At 44.7% G+C, this 22,425-nt stretch carries 18 protein-coding genes; 2 read left to right on the plus strand and 16 right to left on the minus strand.

The window, feature by feature from the left end:
• Positions 1 to 1,603: 1,603 nt before the first annotated feature.
• The 11 genes from ABGU93_RS12235 to ABGU93_RS12285 all read right to left on the minus strand — a co-directional run bounded on the left by ABGU93_RS12235 (position 1,604) and on the right by ABGU93_RS12285 (position 13,086).
• Complete coding sequence (locus tag ABGU93_RS12235) at positions 1,604 to 2,698, minus strand: glycosyltransferase (protein ID WP_347413728.1); 1,095 nt, start codon at positions 2,696 to 2,698, stop codon at positions 1,604 to 1,606.
• A gap of 10 nt (positions 2,699 to 2,708) precedes the next feature.
• Complete coding sequence (gene pssE / locus ABGU93_RS12240) at positions 2,709 to 3,188, minus strand: PssE/Cps14G family polysaccharide biosynthesis glycosyltransferase (protein ID WP_347413729.1); 480 nt, start codon at positions 3,186 to 3,188, stop codon at positions 2,709 to 2,711.
• Between the two features lie 89 nt (positions 3,189 to 3,277).
• Positions 3,278 to 3,748 carry a PssD/Cps14F family polysaccharide biosynthesis glycosyltransferase gene (gene pssD, locus ABGU93_RS12245; RefSeq protein WP_347413730.1) on the minus strand — a complete coding sequence of 157 codons (471 nt, stop codon included), beginning with the start codon at positions 3,746 to 3,748 and terminating at the stop codon, positions 3,278 to 3,280.
• A 619-nt stretch (positions 3,749 to 4,367) separates the two neighbouring features.
• Positions 4,368 to 5,783, minus strand: coding sequence for a sugar transferase (locus ABGU93_RS12250; RefSeq protein WP_347413731.1), 1,416 nt, complete (start codon positions 5,781 to 5,783; stop codon positions 4,368 to 4,370).
• 50 nt (positions 5,784 to 5,833) lie between these two features.
• Positions 5,834 to 6,865, minus strand: coding sequence for an LCP family protein (locus ABGU93_RS12255; RefSeq protein ID WP_347413732.1), 1,032 nt, complete (start codon positions 6,863 to 6,865; stop codon positions 5,834 to 5,836).
• A 13-nt stretch (positions 6,866 to 6,878) separates the two neighbouring features.
• The gene (locus ABGU93_RS12260; protein WP_347413733.1) at positions 6,879 to 7,646 is read right to left on the minus strand and encodes a hypothetical protein; all 768 of its coding nucleotides are present in this window, start codon (positions 7,644 to 7,646) and stop codon (positions 6,879 to 6,881) included.
• The gene (locus ABGU93_RS12265; RefSeq protein ID WP_347413734.1) at positions 7,636 to 8,334 is read right to left on the minus strand and encodes a CpsB/CapC family capsule biosynthesis tyrosine phosphatase; all 699 of its coding nucleotides are present in this window, start codon (positions 8,332 to 8,334) and stop codon (positions 7,636 to 7,638) included. Before ABGU93_RS12265 ends, ABGU93_RS12260 begins: the two co-directional genes overlap by 11 nt.
• Positions 8,335 to 8,338: 4 nt before the next feature.
• On the minus strand, positions 8,339 to 9,121 hold the full coding sequence (locus ABGU93_RS12270; RefSeq protein ID WP_347413735.1) for a CpsD/CapB family tyrosine-protein kinase: 783 nt from the start codon (positions 9,119 to 9,121) through the stop codon (positions 8,339 to 8,341).
• 27 nt (positions 9,122 to 9,148) lie between these two features.
• Positions 9,149 to 9,901 carry a Wzz/FepE/Etk N-terminal domain-containing protein gene (locus tag ABGU93_RS12275; RefSeq protein WP_347413736.1) on the minus strand — a complete coding sequence of 251 codons (753 nt, stop codon included), beginning with the start codon at positions 9,899 to 9,901 and terminating at the stop codon, positions 9,149 to 9,151.
• A 327-nt stretch (positions 9,902 to 10,228) separates the two neighbouring features.
• A complete protein-coding gene (gene nrdG, locus ABGU93_RS12280) occupies positions 10,229 to 10,729 on the minus strand; it encodes an anaerobic ribonucleoside-triphosphate reductase activating protein (protein ID WP_347413737.1) in 501 nt (166 codons plus the stop codon).
• Entirely contained in the window at positions 10,729 to 13,086 is a 2,358-nt protein-coding gene (locus ABGU93_RS12285; protein WP_347413738.1) for an anaerobic ribonucleoside triphosphate reductase, read from the minus strand. The genes nrdG and ABGU93_RS12285 overlap by 1 nt, the downstream gene beginning before the upstream one ends.
• Positions 13,087 to 13,533: 447 nt before the next feature.
• Here ABGU93_RS12285 and ABGU93_RS12290 point away from each other — a divergent pair, with 447 nt between their 5' ends.
• Positions 13,534 to 13,998: a MarR family transcriptional regulator gene (locus ABGU93_RS12290; RefSeq protein WP_347413739.1), complete on the plus strand. Its 465-nt coding sequence runs from the start codon at positions 13,534 to 13,536 to the stop codon at positions 13,996 to 13,998.
• Between the two features lie 15 nt (positions 13,999 to 14,013).
• Entirely contained in the window at positions 14,014 to 14,400 is a 387-nt protein-coding gene (locus tag ABGU93_RS12295; protein ID WP_347413740.1) for an FMN-binding protein, read from the plus strand.
• Between the two features lie 100 nt (positions 14,401 to 14,500).
• On the opposite strand, the gene ABGU93_RS12300 is transcribed toward ABGU93_RS12295, so the two are convergent.
• From ABGU93_RS12300 to ABGU93_RS12320, 5 genes are all read right to left on the minus strand, one after another.
• Positions 14,501 to 15,847, minus strand: coding sequence for an MFS transporter (locus ABGU93_RS12300; protein WP_347413741.1), 1,347 nt, complete (start codon positions 15,845 to 15,847; stop codon positions 14,501 to 14,503).
• A 105-nt stretch (positions 15,848 to 15,952) separates the two neighbouring features.
• Positions 15,953 to 18,865 carry a transporter substrate-binding domain-containing protein gene (locus ABGU93_RS12305; protein ID WP_347413742.1) on the minus strand — a complete coding sequence of 971 codons (2,913 nt, stop codon included), beginning with the start codon at positions 18,863 to 18,865 and terminating at the stop codon, positions 15,953 to 15,955.
• The gene (locus ABGU93_RS12310) at positions 18,862 to 19,962 is read right to left on the minus strand and encodes an HD domain-containing phosphohydrolase (RefSeq protein WP_347413743.1); all 1,101 of its coding nucleotides are present in this window, start codon (positions 19,960 to 19,962) and stop codon (positions 18,862 to 18,864) included. The genes ABGU93_RS12305 and ABGU93_RS12310 overlap by 4 nt, the downstream gene beginning before the upstream one ends.
• A gap of 140 nt (positions 19,963 to 20,102) precedes the next feature.
• Positions 20,103 to 21,056 (minus strand): serine O-acetyltransferase EpsC, encoded by a 954-nt coding sequence (gene epsC, locus ABGU93_RS12315; RefSeq protein ID WP_347413744.1) that lies wholly within the window; start codon positions 21,054 to 21,056, stop codon positions 20,103 to 20,105.
• A gap of 184 nt (positions 21,057 to 21,240) precedes the next feature.
• Positions 21,241 to 22,377, minus strand: coding sequence for a hypothetical protein (locus ABGU93_RS12320; RefSeq protein WP_347413745.1), 1,137 nt, complete (start codon positions 22,375 to 22,377; stop codon positions 21,241 to 21,243).
• Positions 22,378 to 22,425 lie beyond the last annotated feature (48 nt).

The raw sequence follows: 22,425 nt of genomic DNA on the forward strand, positions 1-22,425 counted from the left end.
CTATTTTACCTCATTTCCTTGCAATTTGGGACTGCACTTTTATGATAACACTCCAAATATATCCCTGATCAGGAGCTTTTTTTGCAACCTCAAGAACTGATTGTCAAAAGTTCTCTTCATTTCTTATCTGATTCAGATAAGGCGGGTATAGCATTCTATGTGCGATGTAAAAAATCCAATCGGGCTGGTCTGTCCCCTGGCGAATATACTCAAATACCATTTTGCACATTGGTTCGGTAATAGCAGTTTCACCGGATATTTATGCTCTATTGCCTGGATACTAATAATCTCTCGCTGTGGATACCTCGTGAATGCCGTTCTGTTCGATTTCCTAACACTCACGTATAGATTACAGTTGGTCTTAGCTTTGGCAGTGAACACTTCGGAAGCTTCCTATTTTTCTGGTGAATACAGTCAGCAACGTGTTTTATGTGGTTTTAAATTGACGTTATTTTTAAAAAAAACTAACCGATTTCGCGGGAATCTGCTCAGCGTTACCTTATTTTTTATTTCAGCAACGAGCTAATTATGGATCTATTGACTAGCTTCGCAACCAAAACGGAGGGGAATTTACAAACAAGGTCAATTATTATGCAATCTACTCTGGCTTAAATACAACCGGACATTCTGATCACTGCTTATCTGAAAAAATATTCATACTCTATCCGGAAAGCTTTTCAGAAGCAGTGTTTTCTAATTCACTCAGGTGAGAAAGGGAAAGGGCATTGAGAAAATAAGTTCGCCAAAGAGCTGCACTATTGTAATGAAGATCAATTTTTTAGCAATTTCCTAATTAATGCGGCCACGTGAAGTCATTATGACAACCTTAGAACGCTTTAAAATAATTACTATTCGAAAAGAATGCCAAAATAGCGATCATCACATTGGATAAAGCAGGTATCATGTCAACAGTTTTCTTTCGTATAGTAAACCACCTATCTCTAACGATTAAGATTATAATTCATCAAACGCTGAGTAAATGATAGACAGTATTTATTATCAGCATTTTATGCAATGATGTACTAGATGTTGAAAATGAACTTATCCAATTGAGAAAAGAAGACCAACTCATACTGGCGGAAAATGACATCCTAAAAAATCAGCGATATAACCCTCGCTGTGCTTGGGTACTCTAAAATACGAAATTAGAATTCTATTCGCACCAGTCAAGATCCTATTCAATATCAGTAATGTGCCGTTACCAAAAATGCCTTATATTGCATTTTAAAAAAGACCAGAGTAGCCGGAACCAATCATCCCTGTCGTGATTCAGATAATGATTGATTGCATCATGCGGTCACCAGATATGATACCGTGCCAAATAAAACTGGCTTACTGATTTATTTGGCTTTGCTAGAAACAGATACAGATTGGAACAGCTTGAAATTTTTCATACTATTCAAGGAAGAGAAATAGCAGCAATAGCATTGATCGCGTAAACGAGATCTTTAAACTTTGTAGAACCTTAAATAACAGCAGTTTCCTTTGTGCAATTCAGCAACAGCTTTCAATCATTCACCTAAATAATGTTCAACGTTATTTACAGGAATAATAACTGTAGCCAACGCATTTTTTCATAATTGACCTACTCATCTTCCTATTTTCATGTCTCAAAAATAGCTTTAAGTTTATCCATGATATTTTGTTCATAGTATTCCTTTGCTGTATTTTGAGCTCCTCGCGAAAGTTCATTATAATTTTCCATATTATGTGTCTCTGTTAATCTCACCATAATCTTTGATAATTCATTTGAATTTCCAACCGGAAATTTGTATCCGTTTATACCATCATGAACATAGTAATCTGGTGCGGCATATGAACTTGATACAACTGGAATGCCGCATGACATTGCTTCTATGGCAACCAACCCCAAACTCTCACCTTCTCGTTTAGTCGGAAAAATAAAATAGTCGATCAGCCCATAAAACAACGCTAGTTCTTTTTGCGGCAACAATCCCACTCTACAAATAACATCTTCCAGTTTATTTTTTCTAATAAGTTGCTCCAATTCTTTTTCTTCTGGACCGCAACCAACTAAAATATAATTCGCTTTAATACCTTTTGAAATTGATTTAGATACGGCTTCTATATAGGTATCCCAGCCTTTATCTTTGCTTATTCTACCAGCCATACCAAAATTTAAATGCCGCTTATCCAACCCATATTTCTCTTTGAGATTTCTTTTGTTTTCTATGCTTAAAGGATGAAAAACATTATGATTTACTCCAGCTGACGGGTACACATAAATGGTTTCAGTTTGTAAGCGATATTTCTGCGACACATATTTTTTAAAATATTCGCTAGGTACAACTATTTTTTCACTTTTTCCCAATATCGCTATTGTATACTTTTGCAGCTTCTCCTGTTTGGAGTTTTCAGGAACGACATCACTACCATGGACATTTGTATATATTGGCTTTTTTCTCATTTTATTTGCAATAAGAACCGGTATACTGCTATGAGAAGCATAATGCACATAAACTATCTCATAAGTTCCAAATAGTAATTTCAGGACAGTCTTAACGTAAAACAAAAAATAGTTTTTAGCTTTTCCTATTTTGGAATCGCTAAAAAGCATCACACATTTTTTATATTTAATACCTGCGATGTCCAACTGATCACAGAACTTCTTAACAAATATGCCGTATGAAGGATGTTTTGAATCTGGATACATATTTGACACTATAACTAACTTCAAACTGGTCTCCTCAATTATTTTCTATAAATTGCACAATACTTTCAATGATTATATTTGAATTGGATTCATATTCCTGATACTGCTCCATCTTGCTTGTCTGAATGGCAGCTTTTAAATCTTCCACATCCCAGCATGGGCAAATTAAATTTAATCCGTCAAACTGCCTAATCAACTGTATTTGATGGTCATCTACATGCTCTCCATATCTAGCAAGCCTTGGCACTGCAATTACTTTTTTTCTTTTTTTTACCGCACCAATAATTGCCCCTGTACCACCATGGGTGATCACCGTGTCACATTTGGATATAGTGCATGCAAATTCATTTCTGTCTAAAAAAGATTTATAAATATAATGCTGTGGTATGTAATCACTTACACCAATTTGAGCAAATACCTCATCTGATATAGTTCCATCTGCAACACATTCATCAATTTTTTTTAGCAATCTGTTAAATTGGAATCTTTGACTTCCTAATGTTACAAATATCATGTTCTTCCTCCTCGTTAATTTTTTAAAGCGCTGTATACAATCAATGAGTATCTCTGGATAAACGAATCATCATTGATAATCACTTTGTATTAATAGATGCCACCTAAATAAATTGCTTTTGGATAAAATTCTTTCATTTGTGGCCATTGAACATAAAACTGATCTGCATATTTATAAAGTAGTTTTCCTGATTGAGTAGGACTTATTACTTTCGCAAATGATTCTATGTAAATCAGCTTCTTACCAAACATTTTACATATCAAACAAAGAGGAATCATTGCCAATACACCGGTACATATGATTATATCTGGTTTTTCAACTATATATAATTTCAATGCTTTAAATGCATTCATAGCTAATCTTGGAAAACATGATTTTTCTTTTCTATTTACTTGCAACATGTAATAAACCTTTATACCTTTTACATCTGAACCGTATTCCGTTTTTTCAGAAACAACAACGCTATCATATTTATCCATCAATGGTCTCAGCATCATCAACTGCTCAAAGTGACCGCCTGACGAAGCCGCAAAACATATTTTTTTCTTTTTTTTGTACACAACGCTCACTTCCTTTGATCAATCTCTACCGAATGGTCTTTTGTAAGGACCTATTCACACACATTATCCAAACAGCTGTCCTCAGGATTTGCAAGGATTGTATTGCATACTTTCTTGAAATCTATTAAATTACAGTCAACTTTACTACCGAAGAAATTACTGCCATATTTACGGGAGACAGTAACTACCATAAACAAAGGACGGATTATCATAGCACATGCCATGCGAGGAATGAACCAACTACATTATTAATTCACTCCATTGTTCTAACCTTGGTCGAAATGACTGGCCTTTCGTATCATCATTCTTTCAATCCATATTCGTTACGATTCTAGTATTTAATAGACTTTTAGTAGGCAAGTATTGATTTTTTTCATCAGTCACATTTTTCATGTAAACGATCAACAAAGCCTCACTCTTTATTTCAACGCTCTTTTCATTTGTTTCATAAGACTTTGTTGTTCCCATTATTTCTATAGCCCAATAAAATACGTTGCATATTTTACATTTCTATATAGCATTTGTTCCTGTCATCATTAAATCTCCCAATAAAAAATCCACCATAGTCCCCCCCCACAGTGGATCATTTACCCAAGTCTCATACCAATACAACCTCATCCTACACCGCACCACACCGTCCAAACACCACCATCACCGTCTTAAACAATATCTTAACGTCCGAACCCATCCGCCACTCACTGATATATTTATTGTCTAAGGCCACGACTTCTTCAAAATTCGTCACCTGGCTGCGGCCACTGATCTGCCATAAACCGGTGATCCCGGGCTTCATTGCCAGTCTTGACTTGTGGTGAAAGCTGTATTCATTAAACTCATCCAGCGTCGGTGGCCGGGTGCCCACCAGTGACATATCGCCTTTTAGGACATTCCACATCTGCGGCAACTCATCTATACTAGTCGAGCGGATAAACTGACCGATCCCTTTGATAATCCGGGGATCATTATCCATCTTAAACATCAGTCCGTCCATTTTGTTCTTGGCCAGCAATTCTGCCTTGCGCTTTTCGGCATCCGGATACATGGACCTAAACTTATAGATTTTAAAGGGCCGCCCGTTGGTCCCGACTCGGGTTTGGGAGTAAAAGATCGGACCGGGACTTTTAATGTAAATCATCGGGGCCACAAAGAGACAACAGATCCCCATGATCAGCAATCCCACCAGGCTGCCGCAAATATCAATTACCCGTTTAACAAACAATTGCCGGACACTGATGACGTTTAAACCGCTGGTGACAATTTTGTACTGGCCAAACTCCTCAATGATTTCTTTCTTGGGATATTTACTCTTTCGTTCACCCAGCACATAATGGACCACTACCCCCATCGTAATACAGGTTTCTTCAATTTCATAAATCAATTCATTGTAATGATTGGCAAAGATCAGGACATCGTCAACTACATTTCTTTTGATATATTTATAGGCCGCCTCTTTAGATGGCAATTGGGGAATCTTACAGCCCTCAGCCGGCTGATCATCCAACACTACTACACGATTGAAATGGTACGCCTCGCAATCATTGTTCTGAACGGTTCTGATAATGTTGTCCAGTTCATCAAGGCGATCACTGAACGTGAAGATGACCCCCTTCTTGGCGTTTATACTCAGTGTTAAACGCTTTTTGCTGGCTCTCTTAATCAGACTCCTTGCCGTATAGGTTAGCACTAATGTCAGTAAATACATTAGGGTTAAATTCAGCCGTGAATAAACGGCGGTGGTTTTTAAAATAAAGGTAATGAAGATGACCCATCCATAAATCAAACTGACCTGATATAAGACCGACGTCGCTTCATCAAAATAACCGCGGCAATAAATGTTCTTGTAGGCATCGTTAAGTAAAACGTAAATATAAAAACATATGCTCATAATCAGGGCCAGCTCAAAATACGTTCGGTAATTGTTCTGTGAAATAATACCATTGATAAGCGGTAATAAAAATGCAATATTCAGACAGATAAAATCGCTTATTGTAAACTTATAGTACTTTATCCAACTTTCCTTATAAAGCTTATACATCTCTTACCCCATTTTCAAAATACATCTATTCGATAAAAACTGCTTTTGTTCTATTCTGCCGATTTATAAAAAAGGTCAACGGTTAGTTGGGTTAAATTGCCCTGATCCGGGTAAAACTCTATGAATTCCGGGCCCTGGCGGGCTTCACCAACCATGGTGAAAATGGCCGCTTCGGGATAGGTTTTAATATAGTTCTGAAACTCATTCAACTTAACATAATCACAATCGGTGATCAGATAATCTTCTACGGCGGCAAAGGATTTGACTAAAAAATTGCCATTTTCACCCACCCGCAGTCTTAAATTATTATAAAACCCGTTGATATACTGTTCCTGTCGGCGAATCCGGGATAAATTGGTGCCGTCCGCGACATCCATCCGGCGCCTGATAAATTGCAAGGCCAGATCACCACTTAAGGTTACCGGGGTCTCCGGTAAAAAACCAGGATTAATGGCCGTCAGATCTTCTTTAATAACAACCGGTACCCCGCCTACCATATCATTTAAGACCGGTATGGCATCCATTTTCATAATGGCGTAATTGTCAACGGTAATCCCGCCCAGCAGTTTTTCGACGGCATTGACGGTATTTTCGGCACTGTCTTTCAGTCCGGTTCCATAAGTATGGGACAAGGCAATTTGTTCAAAGGCTGTGCCGGCACTTTTGCCGCCCAGCCCCAGCACCGGTACTTCCATCATGGTGTCCCGGTTGATAATCAAAATTTTACAGGTGTTTTTATTTTTATCGTAGGCAATCAGGGCGAGAAAGTCGATCTGCTCATTGTTCAGGTATGAGTCACTTTCTGCTACCGCACCAAACTTGTCAACACCACCGAGAAGAAAAGTATACACATCGGGATCTGGTAAGTATTTCTGATCATTGATATAAATTGCTTTCGACTCTTCATAATCGGTCAGGGTCTGACCGGCATTTTCGATTTCTTCCTGTCCAAATACTTGTCCAAATTTGTGTCCAAAATTTGTTACTGCTAAATAAGCAGTAACAACCGCAATCGTGCCGATAATCAGGATGACAAAGGTACGAAAAACGATGTTACTGCCAGTTCTACTATTCTTTCTCATCTGGTCTGATTAATTATACGGATTTTTTCTTTTTCAGGGCCACGAATACAACTGCTAAAATAACAGCACCCAGACCTAAAACCGGAATCAGCATTGAGAAGGTATTACCGTTGCCGCCTGCTTCACCGGTAACGGTTGGTGGGGCTGCGTTTTTCTTGGTACTTTCAACGGTGGTTGTTGCTGCTGCGGTACCCTGATCGGCTACCAGAATTGCAACCGGGCATAAATGCGGGAATTTAACGGTTAATGAGCCATCGGCATTGACGGTTACATCTTTAGACTCGATGAAATCCCATTTGCCGGTATCCTTATTGAAAACAGTCACGATCACGGTATCCCCTGGTTTATAACTGCCACTCATAGTCAGCTCCAGTTTTTGGCCTTTGTCAAATTTTAAATCCTGATTCACTTTGATATCAAAGATCTCACGAACCACAACCTTATCAGCCGCAATTCCGGGGTAATTCTTAGTCAGGAAATCGCCTAAATCTTTGTTGTATTCTGAGTTGGGGTTGGTGAATTGAGCTTTAGCTTCGTCGTAAATTGCTTTTTCTTCGGGACTTAATGTTCCCTCTGCTGCATCGGCGGTAATCTTAATGTCGCCGGCATTAATGGTGATCGGGTTACCATCGGCATCGGTGAATGTCGCTGCCCCCACAACATCCGGTGCTGCCTTTGAGCTGACACTCGGGGCGACCGATGCAAATACCTGCGCACTTGTCAGTGATAACAGCACGGCTGTCATCAACACAATAACCTTCCAATTCTTCTTACCTTTCATAAATGATTCCTCCTTCTAAATACTGGTTTTGTTTATCATGAAAAGCTTTTACACTTTTTATGCCTAGTTTTTTTTCAATCGTTTGATAGGCTTCCCCCACATTGGGTGGCCGCGATGTTAAATTGTGACAATCTGAACCGATAAAATCAACGCCATTTTCATTGAACAGCTTCAGGGCTTTTCTTTGGGTACCGCGGTTGATAAAGTAATCGGCATTGACCTGGATAAAAAAGTTATCACAGACATAGTCAATATTATCAGTTCGTTTTTGCAGCCGCAGATAGCGATCCAAATGCGCGATCACCACTTTCAGCCGAGTTCTGTTTTCAATGGCATGGAGCGAATCGAGCATCCGTTTCGTCCAGGCGGTCATTGGCATTTCAATTAATATGAAATCGGTATCGGAAATCTTCAGTGCTCCGATATCTTCGGTGGTGACGATCCCATCATAATAAGCGACTTCTGCGCCAATCCGGATTTTATCCAGTGGTACGGTCAGCGATCTGATCGCGCTGGCTCTTCTGACTAAAAAATCGATCGGTTTTTCCAGCCAGGGATAAAAGTGCGGCGTCGCAACGATCATTTCAACCCCCTGATTGAAGGATGCTTCAATCATTTTCGCTGATTCTTCAGGGTTTTTACTGCCATCATCCATCCCCGGTAAAATGTGCGAATGAAAATCAATCATCCGATCACCCCTGGGGTAGCGAAGGACTGGCCTTCACATAGTCTGCTTCATAATTCTTTTGATACGCATGTTTTTTATAATACCCCAATTTTGCCTGATTATAGCCATTAAACACAAAACCCAAAACTTTTGTATGTGAGAATTTCAACTGTCTCATGGTTTCATTGAGCGCTTTTTGATCACAGCGATCCTGGCGTACCACTACCACCATCCCGTCGATATGCTTCGAGGCAATCACCGCGTCAGCAACAACGGTGATGGGGGGTAAATCAATTAAGATATAATCATAGTTCTCGGAACAGATTTCCAGAAAACCCTTCATTTTGTTGGAATCCAGCAATTCGGCGGGATTCGGGGGGATTCGGCCCGTCGGTGCGAGGTCAAACTTAACCAGTTCTGACATTCTGACGCCCACCAGGATATCACCCGGGGCAATCTCATGGTTTACCAGCAGGTCGGTCAAGCCGACATTTTCATTAAGGCCCAGCTTGGACGCGACGGTCGGTTTTCTAAAATCGGCTTCGAGAACCAGCACCTTCTTATCGTTTGCGGCTATCGCATAGGCGATATTGATGGTGGTCAGGCTTTTGCCTTCGCCACTCAAGGCACTGGTGATGCCAATGATCTTGCATTTTTTATCATCGGCAAACGAGAATTCCAAATTGGTCCGCAACAGTTTATAGGCTTCTGCGGCTTGAAAATTCAGGCTGCCGCCGATTTTTTGCTGTTCTGTTAATTTATTCCGATCTGCGCCCTTACCAGCGGTGTTTTTCTTTCTCCAACCCATCAGTAGGCACCTCCTTTCGCTCTTGTTTTACTTGTAATTACTGTAATAGTAACCATTATTACTTGTTTTACTGTCCATATCGGGAATAATTGCCAGTAACGGGATTTCCTCATAGTTTGTGATCAGGTAATTATCGTCGCGGATGATGGTGTCGCTGAGTTCCAGGGCAATAATCAGCCCGGCACATAAAAGAAAACCGATTAACGCCCCGACTAAACTGTTTTTAATCAGGCTGGGACTGCTTTTCTCCGCCGGGATAACGGCGTAGTCAACGATCCGCACCGAGCTGCCTTCAACAATACTGCTGATTTTTTCGGGCAGGATGCCGGCAATGGTATTGGCAATTTTTTCGGCCCGGTAGGGGTCGGTATCGGTCACGACCACTTCAAACACTTCGGTGGAGCTGACTGATTCTGCCGTGATCATTTTGCTTAGTTCCTCATAGGTTAAATCCAGCTCGGCCTTGCTGATGATCTCGCTCAGCACCTGTCGGGACTGCAGAATGACAATATAGGTTTCAACCAGACTTTTGGCGGCGGAAATATCCCCGCTGGTCAGACTCAGGGCGGCGGAATCAAATGACAGTGAACTATTGTTAACATACATTTGTGCCTTTGATTCATAAAGTGGTTCCACCAGGAAATAGGTAAAAGCCAGTACCAGGCCACCACATATAACCGCTGAGATCACAATTAACCAGGCTTTACGCCAAAGTGCTTTGAGCAGTTTAAGGATATCTATTTCTAAATCTTCTTCTAATTGATGTGTCGTGTTCGCCATTGATTCTCCCCTAAATTAAAGTGTACGTGGTTTCTTAAAACTTTATTAAACTTTTTTCATTCTTTTCCATTCTAGCACAATTTTTTTTGCACCACAACGTGTGGCAACTTGTGTGACACGTTTTTTGGCATTTTTTTGAAATTATTTTTTATTGTTTTTTACGATTTTTTAGCATATGTCAAAGATTTTCGTTTTACTTAAGATTTTTAAGCATTATGCTGAAAAATTGGCATAAAAAAAACGCCGGTCAACGGCGCGAGGTGGTTGCTAAACTTCCGTACCGACCAATTGTTAATCTGTTGTCGGTACCGGGGTTACTAGCGTATTTTAATTCAGTTCACTCAATATCATCTGGTTTTGGAGGCGGGACTGGTTTAGGTCAATGATCCGCTGATTTTTGGAGCCCCGGAATTTGAGTAGCAGGCTCTTTTGGGTTATGTCGAACTTCCCGTCCACCAGCAGATCGGTGTGCTCCAGCAGTTGCTGCTGATCTTTGTTGGCGATCAGGGTTTCGTAGCGGTAGCCGCTGTAGGCTATCACATGATAGCCCAGCTGCCGGGCACGGCGGGCCAGTGCGGCAAAGGCCTGCGGCTGTTCAAAGGGTTCCCCGCCGCTGAGGGTAATGCCGTCCAGCAGCGGGTTCTTTTGCATTTCGTCTAGAATAGTTTCGATGTCTACCAGCTTGCCGCCGCTAAAATCATGGGTGGCCGGGTTATGGCAGCCCTGACAATGATGGCGGCAGCCCTGGGCAAACACCACCAAGCGGATGCCCGGGCCATCGACAATCGATTCCTTAACGACGCCGGCAATTCTTAGCTGGGGGTTCATTACAGTTGCTCCAGCCGGTCCCCACCAGCCATTGGCCCGGCGGTATTGAAATGATTGATCCGATCTCTCACTTCGGCTTTTTTGGCGTCGTTGAAGCGGTCCAGGGTTCCGACCAGATAACCGGTGATGCGACGGATCCGTTCAAATTGAACATCACCTTCGCTGCGGCCGCAACTGGGGCACTCATCGCCAATGATGCCGGTATAGCCGCAGACCGGATCCCGGTCCACCGGGTGGTTGATTGAGCCATAGCCGATGCCGGCTTCTTTCATGGTTCTAACCACTTTTTCAAAGGCTTCCAGATTGTCCAGCGGGTCCCCATCCATTTCCACATAGGTGATGTGCCCGGCGTTGGTCAACTCATGATAGGGGGCTTCCAGGGTGATTTTTTCATAAGCGCTGGTGGGGTAGTAAACAGGAATGTGAAAGGAGTTGGTGTAGTATTCGCGGTCGGTGACGCCGGGGATCTCACCAAAGACCTGTTTATCCAGTTTGACAAAGCGTCCGGCGGTGCCTTCGGCCGGGGTACCCAGCAGGGTGAAGTTGAGCCGGTACTGCTCACTGGTTTCGTCCATTCGTTTGCGCATATGGCCGATAATGCTAAGCCCCAGAGCCTGCACTGCGGCCGCTTCACCATGGTGTTGGCCGGTTAAAACGGTCAGGCATTCGGCCAGGCCGATAAAGCCCATGCTCAGGGTGCCATGTTTCAGCACTTCGCGGATTTCCATCTCGTCGCTCAGCTCGGCAGAGTCAATCCAGACGCCCTGGCCCATCAGGAAGGGAAAATTCTTTACTTTTTTGTGGGCCTGAATTTCAAATCGCTCCAGTAGCTGCTCAATGACCAGATCGATTTTCTGATCCAACTCTTTAAAAAACAGTTCCTGGTCGCCTTTGCTGTTTAAGGCAATCCGGGGCAGGTTAATGGTGGTAAAACTGAGGTTGCCGCGGCCATAGGTGATTTCCCGATTGGTGTCATGAACATTGCCGATTACCCGGGTACGGCAGCCCATATAGGCGATTTCGGTTTCTGGTTGTCCGGGCTTGTAATATTTCAAGTTATAAGGCGCATCCAAAAAGGAGAAATTCGGAAACAGGCGCTTGGCACTGACCCGGCAGGCCAGTTTAAACAGATCATAGTTGGGATCCCAGGGATTGTAATTGACCCCTTCCTTGACCTTGAAAATATGAATTGGAAAGATCGGGGTTTCGCCATTGCCCAACCCGGCCTCCGTGGCCAGCAGCAGGTTTTTTATCACCAGCCGCCCCTCGGTGGTGGTATCCATGCCGTAATTGATGGAACTGAAAGGGATTTGAGCCCCGGCCCGGCTGTGCATGGTGTTGAGATTATGGACAAAGGCTTCCATCGCCTGGTAGACACTGCGGTCAATTTCCCGTTCGGCATTTTCCACCGCAAAGTCCTGGACCCGGCTGATGATGTTGGCATCGGGGATCCATTGGGTCAGGCTCCGGGCTTCGGCTTCCCGGTAATTTTGCGGTTGATCCAACGCCGGACTTAAGCCCTGTTTCTTTTCAATATCTTCACTGATGGCTTTGACCTTAGCAAAGGCGTTTTTAGTATCCGCCAGTAAGGTTAAGGCCTTGGCCAGATTTTCGCGATAAAGCCGGATATAGGTTTTTTTCACCCCGGGCACCATGGTATAGTCAAAATTGGGAATGCTCTGGCCACCATGCTGATCGTTCTGGTTGGACTGGATGGCAATGCAGGCCAGGGCTGAATAGCTCTGAATATCATTGGGTTCCCGCAGATGGCCGTGGCCGGTGGAGAAGCCATTTTTAAACAGTTGCTCTAAATCAATCTGACAGCAGGTGGTCGTCAGGGTTAAAAAGTCCATATCATGAATGTGGATTTCGCCAGCCTTATGGGCCTTTGAATGGTCGGGATTGAGGACAAACATTTCATAAAACTGCTTGGCGCCTTCTGAGCCATATTTCAGCATCGTACCCATGGCAGTGTCGCCGTCGATATTGGCGTTTTCCCGTTTGACATCGTTGTCTTTGGCCTCTTTAAAGGTCAGGTCTTCATATATTTTCATCAGCCGGGTATCCATTTCGCGGATCCGGGTGCGTTCGGCCCGGTAGAGGATATATTCCTTGGCGGTTTTGGCGTGGCCGGTTTCGATCAGGATTTTTTCCGCGGCATCCTGAATTTCTTCCACCGTCGGGGTGTTGGTCTTCATTTCCTGTTCGATATAAATGGCCACTTTTTCAGCCAGATCCATGGCGGTCTGGTAATTCTGGCCGCCGATTTCCGTGGCTGCCTTAAAAATTGCATTGGCAATTTTTTCAATATTAAAGGGCGCTTCTCGTCCGTCGCGTTTTTTGATTTTAGTAATCATGCTGGTCTGTTTTCCTTCTTTCCTGCTAGTCTGCTTATTTATTTGTTTACTTATTTATTTACTTTCCGGGCATTGAAAAACCTCTCGACGGCGGGGGTCAAGAGGCATAAGATTGGTTGGTTCAAACACCTTTATTGTCTTTATTTTGTTGTCTGTATTTTACCACATACAAGATATGGTGTCAAATCCATTATGCGTTGCAAACCGTCATCAATATCTCAGCAGCAATGAGTTTACATCGTACTGCTCTTTCTGGCGCCCATCTATAATAACATAAATTTACAAATTTGGGACCTTAAAATTACTGCAAACCCTTTCAAATCCTGAGACCCTTAACTTTTTTCAGAAACAGCATTATTTTTGCAAAAGCTGTTGACAGCTTTAAGAAGGTAATGTATTATCTATTAAGGTAATGTGTTACCTTAATAGATTGTTGGAGGTTATCATTTGGACAATATCGATTCAATGCCGGACCAAAAATTTATCTTTGGTGGGGTTCAAGTTGTTGCCAACCAGATGGATACTCTACTGGAACGGGAACTCAAAGAATACAATTTAACCACCAAGCAGTGGCTGCTGACCATTGTGGTACAGAATATTTTTGATCACGACCCGACCATCAAAGAAGTCGCCAAAGGCATGGGCAGCTCCCATCAGAATGTCAAACAGGTCGCGCTTAAATTAGAACAAAAGGGCTTTGTGGTGATGGCAAAGGATCCCCACGATGCCCGGATCACCCGGATCAAACTAACTGATGCGATTGATTCTTTTGGCCAGGAAAGCCAGCAGAAATCCGAACTCTTTACTGAAAAATTATTTGATGGCATCAGCGCCGCAGAACTGGCGGCGACCCGGTCAGCCATTGAAAAATTGCTGACAAACCTGGAGGCGATGGACCAGGAATCAAAATAACAGGAGGAAAAACACATGAAAAAAGCAATGATTATTATTCTCAGTATTCTGGGCGTATTGGTACTGGTCGGGGCCGGCGGTGTTTTTTACATCACCAATGGCCTGGAGGCCGGCGAAAACCTGGCGATCAACCCCGTCGATCTGACCAACATTGAAGATGGCACCTATGCCGGGGTTTATCAGGCGGGACGCTGGAGCAATGAGGTCGCCGTCAGCGTGGCCGATCATCAGATTGCCAACATCGATGTGGTCAAAACAATCACCATCGAAGCTCCGGAAATGACCAGCACCATCATCAACAGCGTCATCGAAAAACAGAATACCACCGTCGACACCGTCACCGGTGCCACGGTGTCAAGCAAGGCCTATCTCAAATCGATCGAAAATGCCTTATCCCAGTGATGCGTTTTACGATTGCCTGAATAGCCGTTTTTAAGCAAGCAAACAGCCTGTTGTCGCGGTGGACAACAGGCTGTTTGCTTATTTTTTGATGTGGTAGTATTTAGCTTGCTGATTGGTTGATTTCTTCCAGGGTTTTCCCCATCGTTTCTTTGCCGAATACGGCCACCACAATGGCCACCACCGCAAACACCAGGGTCAGGGTAATAAAGACATTGGTATAGCCGATTTCGGTGCCATAATAATTATAGATCACCGGCACAATAAAGGGTGCTGAAAAGGCGCCGATCCGACCAAAGGCAGCGGCCCAGCCGGACCCGGTCGCTCTAAAAAAGGTGGGATAGACTTCCGGGGTATAGGCGTAAACGCAGCCCCAGGCGCCCAGGCTGAAGAAATAAAGCATTGAACCATAGATCAAAATTTGTTCGACACTACCGGCATGGCCAAACAGCCAGGCGGCCAGGGCGGTTCCGGCAAAATAAATGGCCAGTACTTTTTTGCGCCCGACCTTTTCGATCAGATAGGCGGCACTGAAGTAGCCCGGCAACTGGGCCAGACACATAATCAGGGTAAACTCAAAACTTTTGGTCAGGGTAAAGCCCTTGGCCACCAGGAGCGATGGGGTCCATAAGACAAAACCATAGTAACCAAAATTGATGCCGAACCAGATCACCCACAACACAATGGTCGAACGGATATGTTCTTTGCCCCATAAATCCAGAAACGATGCCTTGATATGCGCGAACTTATCGGTTGCTGATTCAGCGGCTTTCGCCTGGCTGGTAATATTGGCCTGCTTTTCCATCGTCATCAGGAGATCTTCAGCTTCACTGATTTTACCCACCGATTCCAGATAACGGGGCGATTCGGGCACGGCCATCCGGAAAAAGGCCGCAAACAGGGCTGGTACGCCGCCGACAAAAAAGGCCATCCGCCAGCCGTAAACAGGGATAAACAAATACGCCACAAAGGCGGCAATCAGCCATCCCCAGGCCCAGAAGCTCTCTAAAATAATAACATTGCGGCCCCGCATCCGGGTCGGCGAAAACTCACTGACCAGGGTTGATGCCGCCGGCAGTTCCCCACCCAGTCCAAAACCGGTAAAGAACCGTAACACCAGCAGCATCGTAAAATTCACGGCAAAGCCGGACAACGCACTGGAGACCCCATAAATAACCAGGGTCCACATAATCACCGTTCGGCGGCCCCATTTATCGGCGGCCATGCCGGATAAGCCGGCGCCCAGGGCCATCCCCAGCATCCCGATGCTGCCCAGCAGACCAAGCTGGCTGGGATCCAGGGCCCATTCTTTACCAATGGCTGCCATCACACCGGAAACCATCCCCTGATCCATCGCATCAAACATCCAGCCGATCCCGGTTAAGAGCAGAACCTTCTTTAACATCGGGGTCATCGGCAGCTGATCAATCCGCGAAGCAATATTTAACATTGTTACCCTCCTCATCATACTTAAGTTGTGATTATTATAGCATAACTATTTATTTTTGCTACCAAATCCCGGTACGAATTGGGAGAATTTGTTTGCCTTTGGCGTTTAATTGCTTTTTATTGTCACCAGCAACTGCCTGATCGCCGCGCTAAATTGCGGGTGCAGACGGGCGATTTCCTTTTCATCGCCGCCTTCAAGGGCCTTTTGCAGGGCCTTGGCGATTTCAAAAAGGTGCTTGGCACCAATGCTGCCAGAACTGCTTTTAACCTTATGGACCGTCTGGGCAGCGGCCTGATAATGCCCGTTGTTGATGTCGCGATCGAGGTTTTCTGCCACGTCCTGGTTTTCGTTGAAATAAGCTTCCAGAACACTTTCATAAAGCGACTGATTGTTGCCCATATAGCGGAGTCCCTCTTCCCGGTCCAGGACCATGGCCTCATCGGCACCGCCATTGTTCTGGTTATCACGCTGGCGGTCCGGTTCTTTTTTGCTGCTTGTTGTGGCGCTGACAATTTTTCTGATGGTTTCCACAAAGTGTTCGGGATCAAAGGGTTTGCTGATGTAGTGATGAATCCCACTCGCTTGGCATTTTTCCTTAACCCCCTCAATCACGTCAGCGGTCATCGCGACAATGGGAATATCCGCCGAGAGCGCTCTGATTTGCTCGGCTGCTTCATAACCGTTTAGAACGGGCATGTGCAGATCCATCAAAATTAAATCGATCTCGCTGCGGTGCGCCTTAAACAGCTCAACCCCCTGCTGTCCGTCATTGCCCAACCAGACCTGAAAGCCCACCGGTTCCAGCAGAGATTTGGCAATCAACTGATTGGTTTTGTTGTCCTCGACCACCAGAATGCCATAATGATGGTCGATTATTTCGTTAACATGATCTTCCGGTTTAAACGCCTGATTGGCAACGATGGCTTTGGTCCTGAAAATTTCCAGAATGCCATTGTATAAAACCGAAGGGATAATCGGTTTGCCGATGCCAATGTCAACGCCCTGGGTATCCAGTTGGTCAAATAGATCCTCCCGCATCATCGGCAACAGCATAATGACTTTGGGTTTTTTCAGGATTTTTTTATTGTCCTGAATCATTTCAATAAATTTAAAGCCGCCGCCGGTGGGGGTATCATAATCCAGAATCAGCAGATCAAAGGGCTCTGAAAACTTGCCGTTTTCCAGTTCCAGCATATTGATGGCACTGGTTGCCGAGGTGGTCAGTTCGCAGTGCATCCCAAAGGCCCCTAAATAACTGTCAATAACATTCATGTTTGAGCCGGTTTTTTCCAGTACCAGGGTCTTGATATCATTAAAATACAGCGACGAAACCTGTTGCTGATATTCCTGCTCTTTTTGCTGATCTTTTTCCAGCGCCAATTCGACAATGAAGGTTGATCCTTCCCCGGCGGTGCTATAAACCTGGATCTCGCCGTTCATCATTTCGACCAGGCTTTTGACGATTGACAGACCCAGCCCGGTGCCGCCAAAGCGGCGGTTGATGCTGGCATCCCCCTGGGCAAAAGGCTCAAACAGATTTTTTATCTGCTCGTCCGACATGCCGATGCCGGTGTCCCTGACCGTAAAAGCGAGATGGTAAAAATCCGATTCCCGGGCCACCAGTCGGATATCCAGGGAGACTTCGCCGTCATTGGTAAACTTGGTGGCATTATTAATCAGGTTCAGCAATATCTGTTCAATCCGTTTGGCATCGCCAAAGTAACAGTTTGGTATTTTGGGGTCTTTGCTGAGCTTGAAGCCGATCCGCTGTTCTTCAATTTTATAGGAAACGATATTGATGACATCCTGAATCACCAGATCCAGATTAAAGGCGACCCGCTCCAGCTCGATTTTGCCGGCTTCAATTTTGGAGAAGTCGAGAATGTCATTAATGATGCTGAGCATCGTATTGGCCGATTGGGTGATGCGGTCCAGATACATCTTCTGGGTCAGGCTGACCTGGGTTTTTTTGACCAGATAGGCCATCCCGGTAATAGCATTGAGGGGGGTTCTAATTTCATGGGACATCCGCGCCAGAAAGCTGGATTTAATATTGTTGGCGGCCTCGGCTTCCTGCTTGGCGATTTCCAGATCGCGCTGGATTATTTTGCGCTTGTCAATTTCGCGACGGAGCCGTAAAATCCAGTAAATGGACACCAGCCAGATCAGGATGATGACCCCGCTGACAATCATGACCACCTGATAGATGGGGCCGTAGTCGGGTACCACATCGACGCCAACCCACTTGCTGTTGATGGCGAGCCGCTCTTCCGGGGTGATGGTGGCCAGGGTTTTGTCGATGATGCCAATCAGCACCGGCCAGTCATTGCGCACCGCAAAATATAAGGCTTGTTGTTTTTCGGCTTCAAAGGCGACGTATTTTAAATTGGTCAGACCGGTGGAATTGATCAGATAATTGGTGGTGGCCAGATTTCCCACGAAAGCCGTTTCGGTGCCATTGGCCACGGCGGTTAAGGCGGCTTCCACCGAGTCGTATAAACTCAGATTGAGTTGCGGGTATTCGGTCAGGTAACTGTGATGGGAACTGTTCTTCTGCACGGCCACCGTTTGGCGGTACAGATCTTCAACGCTGCTGATATTCTCGGTGGAATCCCGAACGACAATGACGCGTTTAAAATAATAATAGGGTTCCGAAAATAAAAAATACTGTTCCCGGGTCGGGGTTTTGGAAACCGCCGGGAGCATATCAATCTCACCATGGAGGGCCTTTTCATAGGCTTCGTTCCAGGTCAGTCCGGGGCTGACCACCATCTCCAAGCCGGTTTTTTCACTGATTATTTCCAGATAGTCGGAGGTAATGCCCTGATAGGTACCATCTTCGTCAAAAAACTCAAAGGGCACAAACATCGGGTCCACCCCCAGCCGGATCACCGGATGCTCGGCCATAAAGGCCAGTTCTTCGGCCGTCCAGTCGATACTGTCATCACGGGCATAACAAAAAGACGGCCAAGCCAGCATAACGATGAGTAAGATGATTAACCGGGCCAGTCGTTTCATGACTGGGCCTCTGTTTCCTGAATCTCCTGCAGAAATTTACGGGAAATCTTAATAACACTGTCCTTGATTTCTAAAAAACCGGTCACAATATCCGGGTCAAAATGCTTGCCGCTTTCGCTTTTGATCAGCTCGATGCTGTAGTCAAAATCATAGGCCGGTTTATAGACCCGTTTACTGGTCAGGGCATCATAGACATCGATAATCGCCATCAGACGCCCCGGCAGTGGTATCTCTTCGCCACTTAAGCCCCGGGGATAACCGCTGCCATCATATTTTTCATGATGGGCGCCAACAATTTCCATGGCTGTTTTAATAAAGCTGGGCACATCCGCATCACAGTAGATTTCGTTTTGCAGGGCATTGACCCCATAATCCACATGTTTTTTCATTATCGTAAATTCATCTCTGGTCAGTTTCCCCGGTTTTAATAAGATATTATCGGGAATTCCGACCTTGCCGATATCATGGAGCGGGGTGGTGGTCACCAGTTCCTGGACGTAGTTCTCGCTTAAGATATCCTGGTATTTGGGTTTTGCGCTTAAATGGTCACAAAGAATTTTCATGATTAACTGGGTACGGATGGTATGTTTTGATGATTCCACATTGCGGACTTCCAGCAGCCCGACCAGCGCCTGGATGGTAATGTCCCGGGTGGCGGCCACCTCTCTGGTTTTTTTTAACACCATGGCGTCCAACCGGGCATTATCCTGTTCGATCATTTTTTGAATCCGTTTTAATTTAATATGGATATTGATCCGGATCAACAGTGACTGAATATTAAGCGGCTTGCGGATATAATCCACCGCGCCCAATTCCAGGCCCTTGACCTCATTGTCGATTTCGTCGTAGTTGGTCAGAATAATGGTCCGGATCTTGCGATATACCGGATCCTGCTGCAGTGCTTCAAGCACCTCAAAGCCATTCATTCTGGGCATGTTTAAATCAAGAATGATCAGATCGATATCCGGATTTTTGGCAATTAATTCCATGGCCTCCAATCCATCGCAGGCTGTCAGCGTTTGATAATCTGCTAACATGGTGCTGATAATCAGACGATCGGTGGTTGAATCATCGACAATCAATATCTTTGTGCTCATTGTTCCCCCCCTAAGCTTTTTTGATTGATTTTCAGTTCTAATTAATATTTATAGATACCCTTTTTAATATGGTTCCAAACAAAAAAGTTTCAAAATCCGAAGGGATTCTGAAACTTTATCGTAGGCTCGTGTTTTGTTTTTTAAATTGTTTCGATATCTGAAAGTTGTTCCTGTTGGGGGGATTCTTTTGTGGAGCGTTCGGCAAAAATTAGTTCCGGACTTTTAATGCTGACCTTTGTTCCTTCCGGCACTGATTTGGTGATAAACACGTTACTGCCAATGACGGTTCCCTTGCCGATGACTGTTTCGCCGCCGAGAATTGAAGCGCCGGAATAAACCGTGACCTCGTCTTTTAAGCAGGGATGACGCCGCACGCCGCGGAGTTTCTGGCCGCCCCGGGTGGACAACGCCCCCAGGGTAACGCCCTGATAAATTTTGACATGCTCACCAATAATTGCGGTTTCACCGATGACGACGCCGGTGCCATGGTCGATAAAGAAATACTTGCCGATGGTGGCGCCGGGATGAATGTCAATTCCGGTGATATTATGGGCGTATTCGCTCATGATGCGGGGAATCAGCGGCATCTCCAGCTTGTAGAGTTCATGGGCGAGGCGGTGAATGCTGATGGCAAAAACGCCGGGATAGCAAAAGACAATCTCATCTTTACTCTTGGCTGCCGGGTCACCGTCAAAGGCGGCAATGACATCGGTGGCCAGAAACTCCCGGATCTGGGGGATTTTGCTCATGAATTCATAACAAATTCTTTCCGCTTCCTGTTGATAATCGTCTTCACCCAAATCTTTGGATCTGCCGGCCTGGTGTCGCAAAGCCAGAGTGAACTGTTTGGTCAGACTTTCGATGATGCAGACCAGCAACTCGCCAATATGATAGTCCTGAATTTCGCGGCGAAAATTAGTTCTCCCGAAATAGCTGGGGAAAACCAGTTGCCTTAATGCTTTGGTGGTATCAATAATCACGGTCCGGTTTGGTAAAAAGCCTAAATCATGGGGTGCAATGTAGCACTCCTTTTTATAACTCTCTGAAATGCTGTCAACCAGTGTTCCTATTTTTTCTTTATATTCATTACTCATGGTGTTCCCTTTCACTTTTGCCGATCACTTTTTTTAATTGCTTTTTCCGCATTAATCATTCAACGGCGTTATAATTTCTTTATTATACTACAAAATCCAACTAAATCCGGAAAAATAATAAGGACTAACCCCTTTAAATATTAGGGGTTAATCCTCCGCTCGATTTGTTGATCCAACCAGATTCTCAGTACCGATACACCGCGGCCACGTCGCTTTCGGTTGGCATGTACTCTTTTTCTAAAATCAGCACTTCGCCGCCCCGGCTAAGTACCACCTCGGCCATGTCGTCATAAACATCGCCGACGCGGGGGTCCGCAATTTCACCCTGGCGGATGCTGCCCAGATTGGGGTCAAACAGTCCGGGATGAACGGTGTTTTCTTCCAGATATAAGGTGGCTACCTTGCCTTCGGCAATGGCCCGGCCGATCTGGACCAGATCATCGGAACCTAAATCCTTGGCGTGGGCGGCCGAAAAATTATCTAACCGTTCTTGCAGCTCTTTTTCAAACAGTTTATTCATCACATCCTGAACTTTTTCGTGAAGCGTCTTCTTGTCGAGGGCATCCACATCAATTTTTATGCCTTCGGCGATCAGGTAATTATTTTTTGACAGCTTTCTGAATTCGCCCTGGTGTTCGTCCAGACCAGCCAGGATCAGTGGTATTTTGTTTGTTTTGGAATACTGTTCCAGAATAAAGGTATCGACATGACGGAAAAACTTTTCCTGGTCGACTTTCCGCTCATCCTTGGCCCCGCCATGGCCGTGATACATGGACTGATCGCCGCCAATGCTGGCCACCGAAAGATGGGGGGCGGTTTTTTCGGTTCCCAGAACGCCTTCCATGGTCGCATCTTTCTGATCCACTGGTATCCCCTTTATGCCGTAGCGATCAGCTTCAAACAGGATGAAATTATCCCGATTTAAACCCAGCACGTGATAATGGCCGTAAGACTGAAAGCTCCTGAGGATGGGCTTTATATAATAGCTGTCTGACACAATCGCCAGGCTTTTCACATTGACCGGCAGCTTATAGACAATACATTCTTCTTCATCCCCCAGAATTGCCATACTCTCCGTGGCACCTTCCCAGAACAAAGCATCTTCCTCCATTTCTTTAAACAGCGAAAACAAATCTTTGAACCCTTTGAATTCCTTCTCTTTTAAAGAAGCCTGGGCTTCCTTAACAAGATTTTTAAAACGGATGGGATTTTCCAGACGATCCGGTTTCTTGATATGGGTATCCACATAGATGGAGATCACCGGCCTCTTTCCTTTTTCCATCATTGGATGGGGAAATTCTGTAACGATTTGATAGTTCATCTACAAATCCTCCTCTCTGGTATACGAAGTATTTACCCGCTTTATTTC

This window comes from Acetobacterium sp., assembly GCF_039830195.1.
In the GTDB taxonomy this organism is placed as follows: domain Bacteria; phylum Bacillota; class Clostridia; order Eubacteriales; family Eubacteriaceae; genus Acetobacterium.